The following is a 17911-nucleotide window of genomic DNA, read 5'->3' as shown; positions in this document are numbered from 1 at the left end:
TCCATCATGCCCGTTCGTGCGGCCGGCGGTAGCGTCGGATCATGACCGATGAGCCTATAGATCCGCGAATTCTCGAGATCGCCCAGCTTATGTTCGACGCGGCGCGCGCCGGCGATGCCGCGACCCTTGCCGAGTATGTGGACGCGGGGGTGCCCCCGAACCTCACCAACGGTTCGGGCGACACGCTGGTCATGCTCGCCGCGTACCACGGGCATGCGGATGCGGTACGGGTGCTGGCCGAGCGGGGTGCAGATCTCGACCGCCTCAACGACAAGGGCCAGTCGCCGCTGGCGGGCGCCGTGTTCAAGGGAGCCGAAGACGTCGTCCGGGTTCTGTCCGAAGCCGGTGCCGATCCACGGCTCGGGCATCCCACCGCCATCGATACGGCCAAGATGTTCGGGCGCGAGGACTACCTGGAACTGTGGCAGCGGTAGGCTTCCAGTCGTGATCGACCTCAAGTTCCTCCGCGAGAATCCCGATGTCGTGCGTGAATCGCAGCGCACCCGAGGCGAAGATCCGGGCCTCGTCGATACTCTGCTCGAGGCCGACGCGGCGCGCCGGGCGGCTGTCCTCGCCGGCGACAACGCGCGAGCCGAACAGAAGGCTCTGGGTAAGAAGGTCGGCCAGGCCGCCCCGGAGGAGCGGGCCGCGCTTCTCGAGGGAGCGAAGGAACTGGCCGCCAAGGTCAAGGAACTCGAGGTCGAGCAGAACGCCGCCGAGCAGACCCGGGAGCGCGCGCACCTCGCGATCTCCAACGTCGTGGAGGGCGCCCCCGCCGGTGGCGAGGACGATTTCATCACCCTCGAGACCGTCGGTGAGCTGCCCACTTTCGACTTCGAGCCCAAGGATCACCTCGCGCTCGGTGAGTCGCTCGGGCTGATCGACATGGAACGCGGAGCCAAGGTGTCGGGTGCGCGGTTCTACTTCCTCACCGGCTACGGCGCTCTGCTGCAGCTCGGCCTGCTGCAGCTCGCCGCGCAGAAGGCCACCGCGAACGGCTTCACCATGATGATCCCGCCGGTGCTCGTGCGTCCCGAGGTCATGCAGGGCACCGGGTTCCTCGGGCAGCACGCCGACGAGGTGTACCACCTCGAAGAGGACGATCTGTACTTGGTCGGTACGTCCGAGGTTCCGCTCGCGGGCTACCACTCGGGCGAAATCCTGGACCTGGAGAAGGGCCCGAAGCGGTACGCGGGCTGGTCCTCGTGCTTCCGCCGCGAGGCCGGCAGTTACGGCAAGGACACGCGCGGCATCATCCGCGTGCACCAGTTCGACAAGGTCGAGATGTTCGTCTACTGCAAGCCGGAGGACGCCGCTGCCGAGCATCAGCGTCTGCTGTCGTGGGAGCGCGAGATGCTCGCCTCGATCGACGTGCCCTACCGGATCATCGACATCGCCGGTGGCGACCTCGGATCGTCGGCGGCCCGGAAGTTCGACTGCGAAGCCTGGGTGCCCACGCAGGAGCGCTACCGCGAGCTCACGTCGACGTCCAACTGCACGACCTTCCAGGGCCGCCGGCTCAACGTCCGGTATCGCGACGAGAACGGCAAGCCGCAGATCGCGGCGACCCTCAACGGAACGCTCGCGACCACGCGTTGGCTCGTCGCGCTGCTCGAGAACCACCAGCAGGCCGACGGCTCGGTGAAGGTGCCGGCGGCGCTGGTGCCCTTCGTCGGGCGCGAGGTGCTCGAGCCCGTCGTCTGAGCTGAGCCGCTCGGGCTCACTCGTCGAAGGTGTGGTTACGCGCGCTCACTCGCGGTGACGCACGACGTTGATCACGTTGCCATCCGGTGCCCGGACCAGGAATCGGCGCACACCCCACTCCTCGGTGGTGAGAGGGTGGACGATCTCGTAGCCGGCCTGCCGGGCTTCGTCGTATGCGGCATCGACGTCGTCCGTGTGGACGGACATCACCGCATCCTCCGGTGCGGTGGCGTCACCGCTGACGAGCTGGACGTGCGCTCCGCTGTCGGGATCGGTGTAGCGGGCCACCCAGCCCATGTCGAACTCTTCGGTACTCAACCCCAGGTAGTCGCGGTAGAAATCCTTGGCCGATTCGACGTCGGATACATGAAGGTTGGTGGTGATGCGCCTGGCATGCATGTCGTCCTCCTACGCGGCGGGTACACCGATCGTCGGCGCAGGGCGCCTCGATGTCGACCCTTCGAGCTGCGGGCGCGACGAACCGAGGCGCTCCAACCCTGACGCGTCGGGTTCAGCGCAGAACCAGGCAGGTCGAGGACGCGGTGGCGATCAGTCGGCCGTCCGCGTCGCGCGCCTCGCCCCGCGCGGTCGCGGTGCGACGCCCGGTGTACTCGCAGAACCCGTGGACACGCACGGCGGACTGTCCGGGCTGGATCGGCCTTATGTACCGGACCTGCAGGTCCAACGTCGTGTACCCCACTCCGGCCTCGAGCGTGCTCGACACGCTCAGTCCCATGGCGGTGTCGAACATCGCCGCGAGCACGCCGCCGTGCACGCTGCCGACGGCGTTGGCGTGGAACTCCTGAGGTTCGATGCACACCTCGACGAACCCTTCGCGGGCGTCGGTGACGGCGAAACCGAGGGTCCGCGACGTCGGATGCTGCGGGATGGAACCGTCGATCATGCCGCGCAGGAAGTCGAGGCCGTGCATGTCGCGATTGGCGGCGGCGGTGGGTGCCGGATCGTCCCAGGTGTAGGTGCGCGAGCGCTCGGGTGCATTCTCCTCGGTCACCGTCCGACCGTATCCGATGCCGGAAAAGGGGGAGTGACAGGCACCGGGGACGAGTGGCACCCTGGGATCATGCGCCGACGACGTTGATCCGAACCGCACGATCCCCCGTCCTGCCGGGCGATATCGGTCCGTGCAGTGTTCGTCCGCGCGGTGGCCTACGCCTCGATCCGGGAGTTCGTGCCGTTCTACGGCCTGTACGTCCTGCTGTTCGAAGATCACGAACTCGGCGCCGGCAGCATCTCGTCCCTGTTCGTCCTCTGGTCGGTGGTCGCGTTCGTCTCCGAGGTGCCGTCGGGCGCCTGGGCGGACACGGTGTCGCGACGGGCACTCCTCGCCGGAAGCGGCGTCCTGCTCACCGCGGCCTTCACGATGTGGCTCGTGTGGCCGACGTACTGGGGATTCGCCGCCGGTTTCGCGCTGTGGGGCCTCAGTGAGTCGCTGAAATCCGGCACGTTCGAAGCACTCGTCTACGACGGACTGGCCGCGCGCGGCGGCGAACACCGGTACGCAGCCGTGATGGGTTATGCCGCCGCCGGGGAGATGGTGTGCGTGTTCGCCGCGACGCTGTCTGCGGCCCCGCTGTTCGGCCTGGGCGGTTACGCGCTCGTCGGATGGACGTCGGTGGCGATCACGGTCGCCGGCACGCTGCTGGTGTTCACACTCCCGGCCGCGCCGAAATCGATGGAGGCCGACGAGATCGACGGCCCCGGCGACACCCTCGCGGCGCGGTACCTCGCAAGCCTGCGCGACGGCACGAACGAGGTCCGCACCGATTCCGCCGTCTGTCGCGCCGTTGTTCTCACCGCTGCGCTGCTCGCGTGTCTCGCGTTCGACGAGTACTTCGGGTTGCTCGCCCGGGAGGACGGCGCGAGTACGGAATTCGTACCCGTTCTCGTCGCGCTCACCGTCGTCGGGCAGGTCGTCGGCGCGGCAACGGCGGGACGCGGCGCGCAGATGCGCGGCCGCGCGATGGGCGTGATCGTGACGATCGGCGCGCTGGCCCTGGCCCTGGGCGCTCTCGCAGGGGGCGTCGGGGGCTTCGTGGCCATCGGTCTCGGCTACGGCGCCCTGCACCACACCGCGATCGTGGCCGAAGCCCGACTCCAGGAGACGATGTCGGGCCGCGCCCGCGCCACGGTGTCGTCCGTCGTGGGCGTCACGAGCGAGATGGTGTCGGTGGCGATATTCACCGGGTTCGCCCTCGGCTCGGTGTGGTTGCCCGTCGCGATCCTCGTCGCGGCGGCAACGATGCCACTGTTCGTCCTGGGAGCCGTGGCCGGCCGGATGCTTCCTTCCGCCGCGAAGGGGGAGCCCTCAGGAAGCCCTTAACTCGTCCGCCTAGATTACGGAGCATGTATGCCCGTTTTCTCCCTATTTCCCTCATCGCCGCCGGTGCCGTCATGGTCGGCACCGGCTCCGTGTTCGCCTACACCGACGACCCGCAGGTGACGGTCGTCGCCGAGACCGCGGGCAGCGGTGACACGCCGGATGCCGCCGCGGTCGCCGCCGCCCGGGACACCCTGCAGCAGGCGAGTCTCCCGCTGGCCCTGCTCAACGGCGGAGTGGGACAACTCGCCGACGGAAGCCGCCAACTCGACGTCGGCGCACAACAACTCGCCGACGGACTCACGCAGGCGCACGAGGGCGGTAAGCAGCTCGCGGACGGACTCGGCCAACTCGAAGGCGGAGTGGGGCAACTCGGAGACGGCGCGTCGCAGATCTCGTCGGGCGTCGACGAGGTGGTCACGCGGCTCAGCGGGTTCGGTGAGATGCAGGGATCGGTGACGGCACGGCTCTCCGTCGTCGCCGACACACTCTCCATGAGCGGTGATCCGGTCTCGGCTGGTACCGCCGACGAACTGCGTTCCCTCGTCGACATGCTGAACAGCCAGGGTCTCGGACCGGACACACTCGACCAACTCGGGCAACTGCGCGACGGTGCTCGGCAGCTGTCCTACGAATTGACCTCGCCCGACGCACAATTCGTCGCGGGAATGTCTCAGGCCGCCGACGGGTCCCGGCAGCTGCGCGACGGGCTGATGCAGCTCGACGACGGCGGCCGTCAGCTCGTCGACGGCACGGGGCAGCTCGTGGGCGGAGTCGAGCCGGTCGGCAACGTCGTCAAGGGGATTTCGGAGAACGTGAGCGAGGCCACGGGAGTGCTCCCCGCGCGACCGTCCTCGGCGACTTCCGACGGTACGTCGGAACAGGTTGCCGCCGGTGTCGACGAAGCCGGTGTCGCGGCACGGCAATGGTGGCCGTACGCCTTGATCGCCGCGGGAGCTGTCGCGCTCGCCGCGGCGGCCCTGCTGCCGGCCGGTGCACGGCCGGCAGCCCGGGCCGGACAGCGGCGAGCGGCGGAATAATCGGGCGGGGCGGTGCCCGTCAGGCCTTGCTGCTGCGCAGTTCGTGGCCCTTGGAGGTCTTGCACCGCCCCGATTCGAGATCCCACTGCCAGCCGTGCAGGTTGCAGGTGAGCGTGGTGCCGTCCACCACCCCGAACTTCGACAGGTCGGCCTTGAGGTGCGGGCAGCGCCGCTGGATCTCGTAACCGCCCAGCTCGATCGACGCCGAGTCGTCGTGCGCCTCCGCGAACCAGCCGTCCGCATACGCGATGCGCTCGTCGGTGAGGCACTTGAAGAACGTGTACAGGAACTCGTTGTACCCGCCGACCCGCCACGTGGTGAAGCGTGTCGAGAGGAAGATCGTGTTGACCCAGTCCGGCTCGTCGTCGCGTAGCACCGTACGGACGATCTCCGGCGCGATGCGGAATCCGTAGCGGTACTTGCCTTCTCCCTCGACGGGCTCGCGGACGATGCGCTTGGGGAAGTCGAGCACCACGGTCTCGTCGCCCATCACGAGGCCGACGGGGTAGCCGATGCCGTCACAGATGAGATCGGACTGCGCCATGATCGGCTCGAACTTCGCCCTGAGTGCGGGCAACAGCGGCTCGCCGTCGGCCGGCGCCCACGTGGCCTTCTCCGCGGCGATGACCGGCGCGAAGCGCTGAGCCATGTCCTCGATGTAGGCGGCCTTGTTCGTGAAGATCGCCTCGACCTCGTCCTCGGGGATCGGATGGGCCAGTGTCATCTTCTCGCTCCCGGCGAGGTCCACGACCGAGCCCGGGATCATCAGCAGGCCACCGTCGCGGCCGTTGATGCGCAACTGTTCGAGGAACACCTTCTGGTCGGGGAAGATGTTGCCCTCGTCGCCGTGGTCGTCGTTGAGGTAGCGCAGTTCGTCGTCGAGGAAGACCGGCGGACCGGCGGACGGGACGATCCAGGTCGCGCCGACCTGCTCGATGTAGCTGCGGCAGCGGTCCATGCCGCGCTGGCGCTTCTGCTTGCCGAAGTTGGCCTTCGTCTTCTTCGGGATGTCGTAGACCATCGGATACCAGATGGCGCCCGAGTACTGCAGCAGATGGATGTCGATGTGACCGAACGCGTCGTGCATCGGGTCCATGTCGATCGGCCGCGCGTCGTTCATGTTGAACACGGTGGTCTCGCCGTCAGAGACGACGAGCCCGGAGTCGCCGATCGGGCCGTCCGCGGGTGCTCGCATCGCAATGATCATGATGTCGAGCTCGCCGGGTGCGAGGGGAGCGTCGGGCGCGTCCCGGATGCCTTCCTTGCTGATCCGGTGCTTGACCGAATCGGTGGTCTCGTAGAACTTCGTGAAACCGAGCGCCTCGAGTTCGCGGCGCAGATCCGGCACCGGGTAATCGGGCAGCAGCACGGTGGCGTCCTTGCGGACGTGCTCACCGAGCGTCCCGGGATCGAAATGGTCCTTGTGGAGATGCGAGACGTAGAGGTAGTCGACGTCGCCGAGGGCATCCCAGTCGAGGCTCGTGTTGTCGGGGAACGGTACCCACGACGCGAAGTAAGCGGGATTGACCCACGGATCGCAGAGAATGGAGCCTGCCTCGGTCCGGATGTGGAACCCGGCGTGGCCCACGCTGGTGATCTGCACTCGTTGCCTCCTGACGTGCTGACCTATGTACCTCCAGGGTATGTGGAGAGGCCGTGGAGACACGCGGCAGCCCGCCGGGGCCACGGGTGCGGCACCGTATCGGCCGCCCGGCTACGCTGGCCGACGTGGAACCCTTCTACCGGACGATCATCGGCGTCGCGCGCACTCTGTTCGCAGGCCAGGGACTGAAATTCTCCGTCACCGGGGAGGAGCACATCCCCGCGACCGGAGGTGCGGTCATCGCGATCAACCACACCGGCTACATGGACTTCACCTACGCGGGTCTGCCCGCCCGTCCCGCGAAGCGCTACGTGCGCTTCATGGCGAAGAAAGAGGTCTTCGACAACAAGATCTCCGGGCCGATGATGCGCGCGATGAAGCACATCCCTGTCGACCGTGGTGACGCCGGCGACTCCTACCGCCTCGCAGTCGAAGCGCTGCGCGCGGGAGAACTGGTGGGAGTGTTTCCCGAGGAGACGATCAGCCGCAGCTTCGAACTGAAGAAGTTCAAGACGGGCGCGGCGCGGATGGCCGAAGAGGCAGGTGTGCCGGTCATCCCCATGATCATCTGGGGGTCGCAGCGGGTGTGGACCAAGGGTCATCCCAAGCGTCTGGGCCGCACCAATACGCCCATCACGATCAAGGTCGGCGCTCCGATTCCCCCCTATCTGCCGGCGTCGGCCATGACCGAGCAGTTGCACGCGACGATGGAGCAGATGCTCCACGAGGTGCAGGACGCCTATCACCACGAGCCCGGCGCCTACTGGGTGCCGCGCCGTCTCGGTGGTTCGGCGCCCACACTCGAGGAAGCAACCGCCGAGGACGAGCGTGTCGCGGCGGAACGCCGGGCCCGCAAGGAACGCGAGCGGACCGAGCGCGAAGGGCCGGACAGCGGCGACCGCGGCGTTTCGGCACAATGACGGAGTGAGTTCACAGCGCCCGAGCCTTGTCGCCACCGATGTCGACGGCACCCTGATCGACAAGTCCGAGCAGGTGTCCGACCGCACTCGGGCTGCCGTGCATGCGGTCGTCGACTCCGGTACGCCCTTCGTTCTGGCCACGGGGCGTCCACCGCGGTGGATCGCGCCCGTCGTCGAGCAGCTCGGGTTTGCTCCCCTCGCGGTGTGTGCGAACGGCGCCGTGCTCTACGACAGTGCGACCGATCGGGTGCTCAGCGCTGCGGTGCTCCGGGCCGACGAGCTCGCGTGGGTCGCCGAGGTGGCCGCTGCGGTGCTTCCAGGCTGCGGTCTTGCCGCCGAGCGTGTGGGGGAGAGCGCGCACGACGCCGCCACTCCGCAGTTCGTCAGTTCCCCGGGTTACGAACATGCCTGGCTCAACCCCGACAACACCGAACTCGCCGAGCACGAAGTGATCGCCGAACCGGCGGTCAAGCTGTTGATCCGGCTCGCCGGAGCGACGAGTCGTGAGATGGCCGAGGCGATCGCGCCGAAGTTGCACGGACTGGTCGACGTCACCTATTCGACGACCAACGGCCTGGTCGAGATCTCCGCAGCCGGCGTGACGAAAGCATCCGGGCTCCGTGAGCTCGCCCGTCACCTCGACATCTCGGACGACCGCATCGTGGCATTCGGGGACATGCCCAACGACATACCGATGCTGTCGATGGCCCGCCATGGCGTCGCCATGGAGAACGCTCATCCCGACGCGAAGTCGGTGGCAGACGAAATCACTGCCACCAACGACGAGGATGGTGTTGCGCGGATCCTCGAACGCTGGTGGCAGTGATTCGTAGCTACCGGTGAACCGCGGGACTCAGCCCACAGGCACCGGTTCGGGTGCCGGTTCCGGCGCGGGCGCACCCTCGGGTGCGGGTACCGCGATGTCGGCCGGCTGATCCTGCATCGACTGCTCGTAGGCGTCGTTGTAGGCGCGCAGCACCTTGGTGACGACCCCGGTGGCCTCGTTGAAGATCAGCGAACCGAACTCGAAGTCCGAACGCCAGCCGTCCGGCACCCGGTACTCGTCACTGGTGGGCAACCCCAGCTCACCAGTGTCGAGTCCGTATTCCTGCCACGCCTTGTAGATCTCGCCGAGCACCGCCCACACGTCTCCACCGGGGGACGAGTAGAGGGCGCCGTTGACGAACCGGGCGTGCTCGAAGCCGCCCTTGGCGGGTGCGATCGGCGACACGGCCGTGCCGAGACGGCCGGTTTCGCCGCCTTCCGCGATCCATTTCCGGGCGAGCGGGTTGTTTTCGGCAAGTCGCATCAGTTCTGCGACCAGATCCTGCACGTTCGTGGCGGTCTCGGCCGAGCCGGGCGGCAGCGCGCCGGTGCCCGGTACGGGACCCGCATCCCGCGGAGGATTGTTCACCACGATCGGCGGCGCGCTCGGCGCGCCCTTGGCGGCGGCCGCGGCGATGTCGCGGATCTTGTTCATCTGTGCGTAGCCGCCGTCGCCCGGGCAACTGGTGTTGCCGACGTCGCGGTGCGCGAAGATGATCGGCAGATCCACCGCTGCACCCCGCGGGTACGGCGTGAACGACGTGCCCTCCGAGTACATGGTGGTGCGGCCCTTGGGGTCCAGACCGGCCGCGGCGAGCCGCCAGCCGAGGTAGTTGCCCACATTCTGCACGGTGACCTCCGGCGGTGCGGCCGTGGAGAAGTCGCCCATCATCGCGATGCCGACGGTGTTCTCGTTGAAGCCGCCCGCGTGGGCGCCCTGCACATTGCGTTCCAGACCGCCCGCACGACCTTCGAAGATCTGTCCGTACTTGTCGACGAGCACGTTGTACCCGATGTCGCACCAGCCGAGTGTCTGCGCGTGGTACGCGTAGATGGCGCGGACGATGCCCGCGGACTCCGCCTTCGAGTAGTTGTTGCTGCCCGCGGTGTGGTGCACGGTGGCGCCACCGAGGGAGTCGTCGTACGTCGCACTCTGGCAGCGCAGCGACTCGTCGGCACCCCATTGCGACCTGCCGATGACTTTCAGGCCCGAGGTGCCGAGCGGCGCCGCGATGTCGTCGAGCCGGCCGTCGGCCTCGCCGGTACCCGGATCGATCAGGACCGCGCTGACGCCTTCCGCAGCCGCGAGCACGGGTTCCTGGCTGCGCAACGGCTTCGACGAGGAAGCGGGTACGTAACCGAGTTCCGGTGCCGCGCCGCCTGTTTCGGCGACCGGGACCGGCCCTTCGTCGACCGGGGCGGGCGCCTCGGGTGCCGGAGCGCCGGGTGCCGGTGCGTCGGGTGCCGGTGCGGCGGGTGCCGGTGCGGCGGGTGTCTCGGCCGGCGGTGCTTCCGCGCCGGCGAGCGCGGGTTCGGGGCCGGGACGCGGGGTGAGGAGAACCTGCACCGCGCGTGTCGCGCCGACGAAGATCGGCTCGGTGCCGCGTCGCGCGTCGTCGGACGTGTCGTTGCGGCTCGACTCGAGGGGTTCGGTGACCGACCACGGGCCCCACGAACCGTCGCCGTTCTGCGCGCGAATCAGCGCGTCGGTGTCGGCGATGTCGTCGGCGGCCAGTGCGACCAGGCTGAACGGAGTCTCCCGGGTGAGTTCCTTGACCGTGGCGCCGACACGGGCGATGGGACCGCCGTCGGGATCCGGGGTGGTGGTGATCTGCGGCAATCCGTCGATGATCTCCGCAAGACCGATGTCGGGCAGGTTGAGCCCGGTCAGTTCCTCGAGCGGGATGATCAGGTCCGGTACGGACGCGAGCACCACTTCCGCAATGTCTGGGCTGACGGATTCGACGGAGTCGCTGGTGGTGCGAACTTCCGTCGGTCCTGCGGTGAGTCCGGACACGGCAAATGGCGTGGCGACGGCCAGGGCGGCGACGGCACCCAGGACGATCGACGGCTTAGGGCGGCGATGCGGCACTGTTTGCAACTCCCTGTTCGTGTAGATCTGCGGTCGGAGGAGGGGTTCCGAGAGGTCGAAAACCTCCATCGCGGACCGCTTCGAGAGAGCGAAATGGCCGCGATCGGGTGCAACTTGTGGTGCTGTTGTTTCTGCTGTGACTTGTGTTGCGTTGGTCCGTCACTCTTGTCACACTAGACCCAGGCAACCTTAAGCCTCAACCTGAGCTTGAGGATCGGTCGTAAATGTCCGATCCGGCGATCTACGAGTCCGTGCATCGTCCCGGAATGCGAGAACGAGGGAGCGGAACGCCATGGCACCACAATCCATCGGCCGCAGAGGAAAGATCCGTCGGAGACGATTCGTCATCGGACGACCACTGCGGAACGGGTGGCAGCCCTCCGTTGCTCGTCTCGCGGTGATCGGACTCGCGCCGGCTCTGGTCGTCGGTTCGGGCGTCGGCGTGCTCGTGCAGAACCGTTCCGATTCGGTCGGCGTCGTCGAAGCGGTGTCGGCCGACACGCCGTACACCTTCTCCGGTTTCGGCCACGGCCACGGGCGGGGCATGGGGCAATGGGGGGCCTACGGCTACGCCCAGGAGGGCTGGACGGCCGAGCGCATCATCGCGCACTACTACGGCGGAACCACGCTCGGTTCGATCGACGACTCGATGATCGCTGTGCGCCTGACGGGGCAGGACGACCGCTCACTCGATGTGTATTCCGAGACCGGTCTCCGAGTTGCAGGACAACAACTGGCGCCCGGTGAGGCTGCCCATCTGACCCCCACGCCCGGCGGCGGTGCGAACGTCGTCGTCACGACCGGGTGCAGCGGCGAAGTGCTCTGGCAGGCGGCGACCGATGTGCCCTGGGCAGATCCCGTCGACCTCGGCGAGGACCGCCCGGCGGAGGAACACCTCCGGTTGTGCGGGAGCGACACGCCGTATCGCGGAGCCCTCGGAGTGGTGCTCGACGGCGCGGCGCCCCGGACGGTGAACCGACTGCACGTCGAGGACTATCTCCGCAGTGTCGTCCCGGCCGAGGCACTTCCGGGCTGGGCCGACACCGGTGGCGCGGAAGCCCTCCGTGCGCAGGCCGTCGCGGCACGTTCCTACGCACTTGCCGAAAAGCGGAACGAACTCTGGCAGACCTGCGACTCGACCGACTGCCAGGTGTACACCGGATCGAACGCCGAGGACCCCCGTACCGACGACGGTGTCCGCAGCACGCGCGGCACCGTTCTGATGAAGGACGGCGCCGTCGTCCGGAGCGAGTTCTCGGCGTCGACCGGTGGATACAGTGCCGGAGGCGTCTTCCCGCCCGTCGAAGACGCGGGGGACAAGGTGGCACCGAACCGGGCCTGGGCCAAGACCCTGTCGGCCGGGGAGATCGGCTCCGCGTTCGGCGTGGGCGAACTCCAGGCGTTCGAAGTGCTTGCCCGCAACAACCTCGGCGCGGACGGTGGACGTGTCACCCGCGTGCGCGTCGTCGGCAGCGACCGCACCATCGAGACGACCGGCGCCGAAGCCCGCGCCAAACTGGGTCTGCGTTCGGACTGGTTCACGATCGCCGAAGGCGCAAATCTGCCGGCCCCGCCGACCACCCCGGCCGCGGAGCCCGGACCCGAAGTCGGTATCGATCCGTTCGGCAGCGGGAACGGCGCGTCGCCCATCGAAGCGAAATTCTTCGAACTCGGTGGTGTCGACGGTGTACTCGGCACGCCGGTCGGTCCGGAACTGATGCTGCCCGACGAACTGGGCAAGTTCCGCATCTTCACCGGTGGCGCCATCGTCTGGACGCCGGATCTCGGCGCGCAGGTGATCGACGCCAGCTTCCTCGACGAGTGGCTGCCGGGTACGGGTAGTACCGAGTAGCCGCCCGCGAAACGCAGGAAGGGGACGGACCTGATCAGGTCCGTCCCCTTCTTGTGTGTCCGAGGAAGGGGTTGACATTGACGCAACGTCAAGACGCACCCTGAAAAGTGCCGAAAGGAGGGCGAGATGCCACGCGAATGGTCGATCCAGGAACTGGCCCGGAGCGCGGGTGTCACCAGCCGCACGTTGCGGCACTACGGCGACGTCGGAGTGCTCGTCCCCTGTCGTACCGGCAGCAACGGGATGCGGTTCTACGATGCCGACGCGCTCGTCCGGTTGCAGCGCATCCTCCTGCTGCGTGACCTCGGTCTGGGTCTCCCGGCGATCCGGGAGGTCCTCGACGGGCACGACGACACGACGGCAGCGCTGCGGACGCACCTCGAACTGCTCGAGCACGAGCGGCGGCAACTCGAGAGGCGCATCGAAGCGGTGCGCAGCACCCTCGCGAAGACCGAAAAGGGAGAAGAGCTCATGGCAGACGAAGTGTTCGACGGTTTCGATCACACGCAGTACCGCGACGAGGTGATCGACCGATGGGGCAAGGACGCGTACGACAACAGTGACCGCTGGTGGCGCGGAATGGGCGAGGGCGAACGCGGCGACTGGAAGAGCCGCGCCGCGCAACTGTCCGCGGACTGGACCGCAGCGGCCGAGGCAGGGGTGGACCCGGCCGGCCCGGAAGCCCGGGAACTCGCTCGCCGTCACGTCGAGTGGCTGTCCTCGATTCCCGGCACTCCCGGATACGGCACCCCGGAGGGCATCAGCCGGGAGTACGTGCTCGGCCTCGCCGACATGTACGTGGCCGACGAACGGTTCGCCGCGAACTACGGCGGACCCGCCGGTGCCGCGTTCGTGCGCGACACGCTGCACCGATACGTGTGAACGGAGCGTCCGGTCGGTCCGGTGACGGACCGAACCGGCGCGTTCGTACCCCGGTCGCTTACCCTGGTTCTCCGTGACTGCTGCATCAGCGCCCCAGCCCTCCACCGGTGAGTACGACCTGATCGTCGTCGGCTCCGGATTCTTCGGACTGACGATCGCAGAGCGGGCCGCCACGCAGCTCGGCAAGCGAGTTCTCGTCGTCGAGCGCCGCTACCATCTCGGCGGCAATGCGTACTCCGAACCCGAGCCCGAGACCGGCATCGAAATCCACAAGTACGGTGCCCATCTGTTCCACACGTCGAACAAGCGCGTGTGGGACTACGTCAACCAGTTCACCGACTTCACGGGCTACCAGCACCGCGTGTACGCGATGCACAAGGGCCAGGCCTACCAGTTCCCGATGGGGCTCGGCCTCGTCTCCCAGTTCTTCGGCCGCTACTTCACGCCGGACGAGGCGCGCGCCCTGATCAAGGAGCAGGCATCCGAGATCGATTCCTCCGAGGCGAAGAACCTCGAGGAGAAGGCGATCTCCCTGATCGGCCGTCCGCTGTACGAGGCGTTCGTGCGCGACTACACCGCCAAGCAGTGGCAGACCGACCCGAAGGAACTGCCGGCAGGCAACATCGCCCGGCTCCCGGTCCGGTACACCTTCGACAACCGCTACTTCAACGACACGTACGAAGGTCTGCCGGTCGACGGCTACACCGCGTGGCTCGAGAACATGGCGAAGGACGACCGCATCGAGGTGCGGCTCGACACCGACTGGTTCGAGGTTCGCGACGAGATCCGGGCCGCGAGCCCCGATGCGCCCGTCGTCTACACCGGCCCGCTGGACCGCTACTTCGACGACGTCGAAGGCAAGCTCGGGTGGCGCACCCTCGACTTCGAAACCGAGGTCCTGCGCGACTGCGGCGACTTCCAAGGCACCCCGGTGATGAACTACAACGACGCCGACGTGCCGTACACCCGCATCCACGAGTTCCGGCACTTCCATCCCGAGCGCGAGACGTACCCGGCCGACAAGACGGTCATCATGCGTGAGTTCTCGCGCTTCGCGGGTGACGACGACGAGCCGTACTACCCGATCAACACCTCCGAGGACCGCGCGAAGCTCACCGCCTACCGCGAACTCGCAAAGAAGGAAGCAGCCGAGAACAACGTGCTGTTCGGCGGCCGCCTGGGGACCTACCAGTACCTCGACATGCACATGGCGATCGCCAGCGCGCTGTCGATGTTCGACAATGTCCTCGCGCCGCACTTCGAGTCGGGTGCCCCGATCGCGGGTGACGCGTCGTGAGCATCAGCGAACCGGGCCTGCTCGGTAAGACCCTTCTCCAGCGGATCATCCTGCCCCGGCCGGGTGAACCCCTCGACGTGCGCACCCTGTACCTCGAGGAGTCGCCGACGAATGCCCGTCGTGCCCACGCCACGACCCGCACGGCCCTGACCGTCGGCGCCGAGTCGGAGGTGTCGCTGTGCACCTATTTCAACGCGTTCCCGGCAAGCTACTGGCGGCGCTGGAGCACACTGCCGGCGGTGGTGCTGCGCCTCGAGCTGACCGGCCACGGCCGCATCGACATCTACCGCAGCAAGGCCGACGCGAGTCGCATCCACGTCACCGGCAGTGAGTTCTCCGGCGACAAGGTCGTCGTCGAACTCGAGACCGATCTCGGTCCGTTCGAGGACGGCGGCTGGATCTGGTTCGACATCACGACCGACACCGAGGTCACGCTGCACTCCGCGGGCTGGTACTCGCCGGTGGAGGCCGAAGGCCGCGCGTCCGTCGCTGTCGGTATCCCGACGTTCAACCGGCCCGCCGACTGTGTGAAGGCACTGCGGGCGCTCGCGTCCGACCCGCTGGTCATGGATGTCGTCGACGCCGTGATCATTCCGGACCAGGGCACCCGCAAGGTTCGTGACGAACCGGGTTTCGCCGAGGCAGCCGCACCGTTCGGCGACCGGCTCGTCATCCACGACCAGGGCAACCTCGGTGGTTCCGGTGGTTACAGCCGCATCATGTACGAGGCGCTGAAGACCACCGACTCGCCGTTCATTCTGTTCATGGACGACGACATCGAGATCGAACCGGACTCGGTGCTGCGCGCGCTGGCATTGTCGCGCTTCGCGAAGAAGCCGATGCTCGTCGGCGGCCAGATGCTCAACCTGCAGGAACGTAGCCACCTGCACACCATGGGCGAGGTCATCAACCGGGCGAACTTCATGTGGAGTGCCGCTCCGAACGTGGAATACGACCACGACTTCGCGACCAAGCCGTTGCACGACCGCGAGAACTCGAAGCTGCTGCACCGCCGCATCGACGTCGACTTCAACGGCTGGTGGATGTGCATGATCCCGCGGGTCGTCGCGGAGGACATCGGGCAGCCACTGCCGTTGTTCATCAAGTGGGACGACGCCGAGTACGGGCTGCGCGCCCGCGCCGCCGGGTATCCGACGGTCACCATGCCCGGTGCCGCGATCTGGCACATGGCATGGAGCGACAAGGACGACGCCATCGACTGGCAGGCGTACTTCCACCTGCGCAACCGCCTGGTCGTCGCCGCGATGCACATGGACGGCGACTCCAAGGCCCTGGTGCTGGACACGGTCAAGGCCACGGTCAAGCACCTGGTGTGCCTCGAGTACTCCACGGTTGCGATCCAGAACAAGGCGATCGAAGACTTCCTGGCCGGCCCGGAGCAGCTCTTCGACCTGTTGCCCCGCGCCCTCGGTGAGGTGCACGCGCTGCGGAAGAACTTCTCCGACGCAGTGGTGCTGCCGTCGTCGACAGAGTTGCCGATGGCGTCGGGAGCCGAGGTCGGCGCGGTCGGAATCCCCGAAGGCGCGGCCGCGAAGGTCAAGCGTCTCGCCAAGGGTGTGCTGCACAATTTCCGTCCGGAGAACGCCGAGCACCACAACCGTCCCCAGCTCAACGTGCCCACGATCGATGCGCGCTGGTTCCTGCTGTCCCAGGTCGACGGTGTGACCGTCACCACCGCGGACGGCCGGGGCGTCGTCTACCGTAAGCGCGACCGAGCACAGGCTCAGGCCCTGCTGACCGAGGCGCTTCGCCTGCGCCGTGAACTTGCGCGCCGGTTCCCCGAAATGAAGAAGCGGTACCGGGACGCGGTTCCCGCCCTGACCAGCAAGGAGGAGTGGGAGCGTGTCTTCGGCGCCGGTAACTAGCGAGACGAATCCGGCCGAGTGCGCTCGCACAGGTCGTTGGAAGAGCACCGACACCGAGATACGGATCCTGCAGACCGTGCAGGCTGCCGTCGGCAGCACTCCGGGCGCCATCTCCGCTGCGCGCGGTCTGTCGCACTTCGGTGAGCACGCGCTCGGCTGGGTCGCCGTCGGCGGACTCGGAGCCGTGGTCGACCGCAAGCGCCGCCGTCAGTGGGCGAGCGTTGCCGTCGGTGCCGTCGGTGCGCACGCCGCCTCGATCGTCATCAAGCGGGTGGTGCGCCGCCGCCGGCCGTCCGACCCGTCGGTGCAGGTCAACGTGTCGACGCCGAGCAGGCTGAGTTTCCCGTCGTCGCACGCGACCTCCACGACCGCGGCTGCCGTGCTGCTCGCCCGAGTCACCGGGCTACCCTTTCCCGCGGTGCTCGTGCCGCCCATGCTGCTGTCGCGCCTCGTTCTCGGCGTGCACTATCCGACGGACGTCCTGGCCGGCGCGGCACTGGGTGCGGCGTCCGCCGCCGTCGTGGTGCGGGCAGAGAAGAAGTTTGGAGAGCGATGAGCGAGGAACCGGCCGCCGTCAAGGAGGCCCCGAAGACCCTGCCCGCAGGGATCGTCAAGGCGATGCGCCCGCGGCAGTGGGTGAAGAACGTCCTGGTGCTCGCGGCACCGATGGCTGCGGGATCGGTCACCCAGCTCGACGTGCTGTTGCCGGTCGCGCTCGCGTTCGTCGTGTTCTGCATGGCAGCGTCCGGCATCTACCTGGTCAACGACGCGCTCGACGTCGAAGCCGACCGTGCGCACCCCACGAAGCGTTTCCGGCCGATCGCCGCCGGCATCCTGCCGATACGACTCGCCTACATGATCGCGGTGGGCCTCCTGGTCGCTTCGATCCTGCTGTCGTTCCTCGCGAACTGGCAGCTCGCGGTGGTCATGGCCGTCTACATCGGCATCCAGCTCGCGTACTGCTTCGGATTGAAGCATCAGGCCGTGCTCGACATCTGCATCGTCTCGTCGGGATTCCTGATCCGGGCGATCGCGGGCGGTGTCGCGGCGGAGATCCCGCTGTCGCAGTGGTTCCTGCTGATCATGGCGTTCGGATCGCTGTTCATGGCGGCAGGTAAGCGCTACGCCGAACTCCGTCTCGCGACCCGCACCGGAGCCAAGATCCGCAAGTCGCTCGAGTACTACACCGAGACCTACCTGCGGTTCGTGTGGACCGTGGCCGCGACCGCCGTCGTGATCTGCTACGGCCTGTGGGCGTTCGAGCAGGACAACCGCGCGGACTCGAACTGGTACGCCATCTCGATGGTGCCGTTCGTCGTCGCGATCCTCCGGTACGCGGTGGACGTGGACGGTGGCGAAGCCGGGGAGCCGGAAGAGATCGCTTTGAAGGACCGTGTGCTGCAGTTCCTCGCGGTTGCCTGGATCCTGGTGGTCGGCGGTGCTGTCTACCTCTTCTGACGTCGTGAACGACG

16 protein-coding genes are annotated in these 17911 nt (G+C 67.6%); 12 read left to right on the top strand and 4 right to left on the bottom strand.

The features are described from left to right. The first annotated feature begins 41 nt into the window (after positions 1–41). Positions 42–434 (top strand): ankyrin repeat domain-containing protein, encoded by a 393-nt coding sequence (locus ACLQ3J_RS11045; protein ID WP_425903242.1) that lies wholly within the window; start codon positions 42–44, stop codon positions 432–434. Between the two features lie 10 nt (positions 435–444). Beyond that, positions 445–1704, top strand: a complete 1260-nt coding sequence (serS, locus tag ACLQ3J_RS11040; protein ID WP_169620791.1) for a serine--tRNA ligase — start codon at positions 445–447, stop codon at positions 1702–1704. 45 nt (positions 1705–1749) lie between these two features. Here serS and ACLQ3J_RS11035 read toward each other — a convergent pair whose 3' ends face one another. Together ACLQ3J_RS11035 and ACLQ3J_RS11030 are read right to left on the bottom strand one after the other, a co-directional pair. Further along, positions 1750–2103 carry a VOC family protein gene (locus ACLQ3J_RS11035; RefSeq protein ID WP_296550632.1) on the bottom strand — a complete coding sequence of 118 codons (354 nt, stop codon included), beginning with the start codon at positions 2101–2103 and terminating at the stop codon, positions 1750–1752. A 112-nt stretch (positions 2104–2215) separates the two neighbouring features. After that, the gene (locus ACLQ3J_RS11030; protein ID WP_169621059.1) at positions 2216–2635 is read right to left on the bottom strand and encodes a hotdog fold thioesterase; all 420 of its coding nucleotides are present in this window, start codon (positions 2633–2635) and stop codon (positions 2216–2218) included. Positions 2636–2851: 216 nt separating this feature from the next. Between ACLQ3J_RS11030 and ACLQ3J_RS11025 the strand changes: the two genes are divergently transcribed. Further along, positions 2852–4045: an MFS transporter gene (locus tag ACLQ3J_RS11025; protein ID WP_425903240.1), complete on the top strand. Its 1194-nt coding sequence runs from the start codon at positions 2852–2854 to the stop codon at positions 4043–4045. Between the two features lie 23 nt (positions 4046–4068). After that, complete coding sequence (locus tag ACLQ3J_RS11020; RefSeq protein WP_169620789.1) at positions 4069–5082, top strand: hypothetical protein; 1014 nt, start codon at positions 4069–4071, stop codon at positions 5080–5082. A gap of 19 nt (positions 5083–5101) precedes the next feature. Here the strand turns inward: ACLQ3J_RS11020 and ACLQ3J_RS11015 are convergent, their stop codons facing one another. After that, positions 5102–6685, bottom strand: coding sequence for a Rieske 2Fe-2S domain-containing protein (locus tag ACLQ3J_RS11015; RefSeq protein WP_169652242.1), 1584 nt, complete (start codon positions 6683–6685; stop codon positions 5102–5104). 125 nt (positions 6686–6810) lie between these two features. Between ACLQ3J_RS11015 and ACLQ3J_RS11010 the strand changes: the two genes are divergently transcribed. Then, on the top strand, positions 6811–7605 hold the full coding sequence (locus ACLQ3J_RS11010) for a lysophospholipid acyltransferase family protein (protein ID WP_169652241.1): 795 nt from the start codon (positions 6811–6813) through the stop codon (positions 7603–7605). Between the two features lie 4 nt (positions 7606–7609). After that, a complete protein-coding gene (locus ACLQ3J_RS11005; protein ID WP_169620786.1) occupies positions 7610–8431 on the top strand; it encodes an HAD family hydrolase in 822 nt (273 codons plus the stop codon). A gap of 27 nt (positions 8432–8458) precedes the next feature. Here the strand turns inward: ACLQ3J_RS11005 and ACLQ3J_RS11000 are convergent, their stop codons facing one another. Then, positions 8459–10522 (bottom strand): N-acetylmuramoyl-L-alanine amidase, encoded by a 2064-nt coding sequence (locus tag ACLQ3J_RS11000; RefSeq protein WP_425903238.1) that lies wholly within the window; start codon positions 10520–10522, stop codon positions 8459–8461. Positions 10523–10814: 292 nt separating this feature from the next. On the opposite strand from ACLQ3J_RS11000, the gene ACLQ3J_RS10995 reads away from it, so the two are divergent. The 6 genes from ACLQ3J_RS10995 (at position 10815) to ACLQ3J_RS10970 (ending at position 17897) form a co-directional block, all read left to right on the top strand. After that, complete coding sequence (locus ACLQ3J_RS10995; protein ID WP_425903236.1) at positions 10815–12374, top strand: SpoIID/LytB domain-containing protein; 1560 nt, start codon at positions 10815–10817, stop codon at positions 12372–12374. 126 nt (positions 12375–12500) lie between these two features. Continuing rightward, a complete protein-coding gene (locus tag ACLQ3J_RS10990) occupies positions 12501–13256 on the top strand; it encodes a MerR family transcriptional regulator (RefSeq protein ID WP_296550628.1) in 756 nt (251 codons plus the stop codon). Positions 13257–13329: 73 nt separating this feature from the next. Continuing rightward, entirely contained in the window at positions 13330–14553 is a 1224-nt protein-coding gene (gene glf / locus ACLQ3J_RS10985; RefSeq protein ID WP_169652238.1) for a UDP-galactopyranose mutase, read from the top strand. Continuing rightward, positions 14550–16439, top strand: a complete 1890-nt coding sequence (locus ACLQ3J_RS10980; protein WP_425903234.1) for a glycosyltransferase — start codon at positions 14550–14552, stop codon at positions 16437–16439. Before glf ends, ACLQ3J_RS10980 begins: the two co-directional genes overlap by 4 nt. Positions 16440–16497: 58 nt before the next feature. Next, positions 16498–16995 carry a phosphatase PAP2 family protein gene (locus tag ACLQ3J_RS10975; RefSeq protein ID WP_378600141.1) on the top strand — a complete coding sequence of 166 codons (498 nt, stop codon included), beginning with the start codon at positions 16498–16500 and terminating at the stop codon, positions 16993–16995. Continuing rightward, entirely contained in the window at positions 16992–17897 is a 906-nt protein-coding gene (locus tag ACLQ3J_RS10970; protein WP_169652237.1) for a decaprenyl-phosphate phosphoribosyltransferase, read from the top strand. The genes ACLQ3J_RS10975 and ACLQ3J_RS10970 overlap by 4 nt, the downstream gene beginning before the upstream one ends. Positions 17898–17911 lie beyond the last annotated feature (14 nt).

This window comes from Rhodococcus sp. DT1, assembly GCF_049844875.1.
In the GTDB taxonomy this organism is placed as follows: Bacteria; Actinomycetota; Actinomycetes; order Mycobacteriales; family Mycobacteriaceae; genus Rhodococcus.
Note: the sequence above shows the minus strand (reverse complement) of the source record. Positions and strands in the feature narration are given on the sequence as shown.

Coding starts and splice junctions, on each gene's coding strand:
- ACLQ3J_RS11045 (WP_425903242.1), top strand. CDS start 42: ATGACCGATGAGCCTATAGATCCGCGAATTCTCGAGATCGCCCAGCTT.
- ACLQ3J_RS11035 (WP_296550632.1), bottom strand. CDS start 2,103: ATGCATGCCAGGCGCATCACCACCAACCTTCATGTATCCGACGTCGAA.
- ACLQ3J_RS11030 (WP_169621059.1), bottom strand. CDS start 2,635: ATGCACGGCCTCGACTTCCTGCGCGGCATGATCGACGGTTCCATCCCG.
- ACLQ3J_RS11020 (WP_169620789.1), top strand. CDS start 4,069: ATGTATGCCCGTTTTCTCCCTATTTCCCTCATCGCCGCCGGTGCCGTC.
- ACLQ3J_RS10995 (WP_425903236.1), top strand. CDS start 10,815: ATGGCACCACAATCCATCGGCCGCAGAGGAAAGATCCGTCGGAGACGA.
- ACLQ3J_RS10990 (WP_296550628.1), top strand. CDS start 12,501: ATGCCACGCGAATGGTCGATCCAGGAACTGGCCCGGAGCGCGGGTGTC.
- ACLQ3J_RS10970 (WP_169652237.1), top strand. CDS start 16,992: ATGAGCGAGGAACCGGCCGCCGTCAAGGAGGCCCCGAAGACCCTGCCC.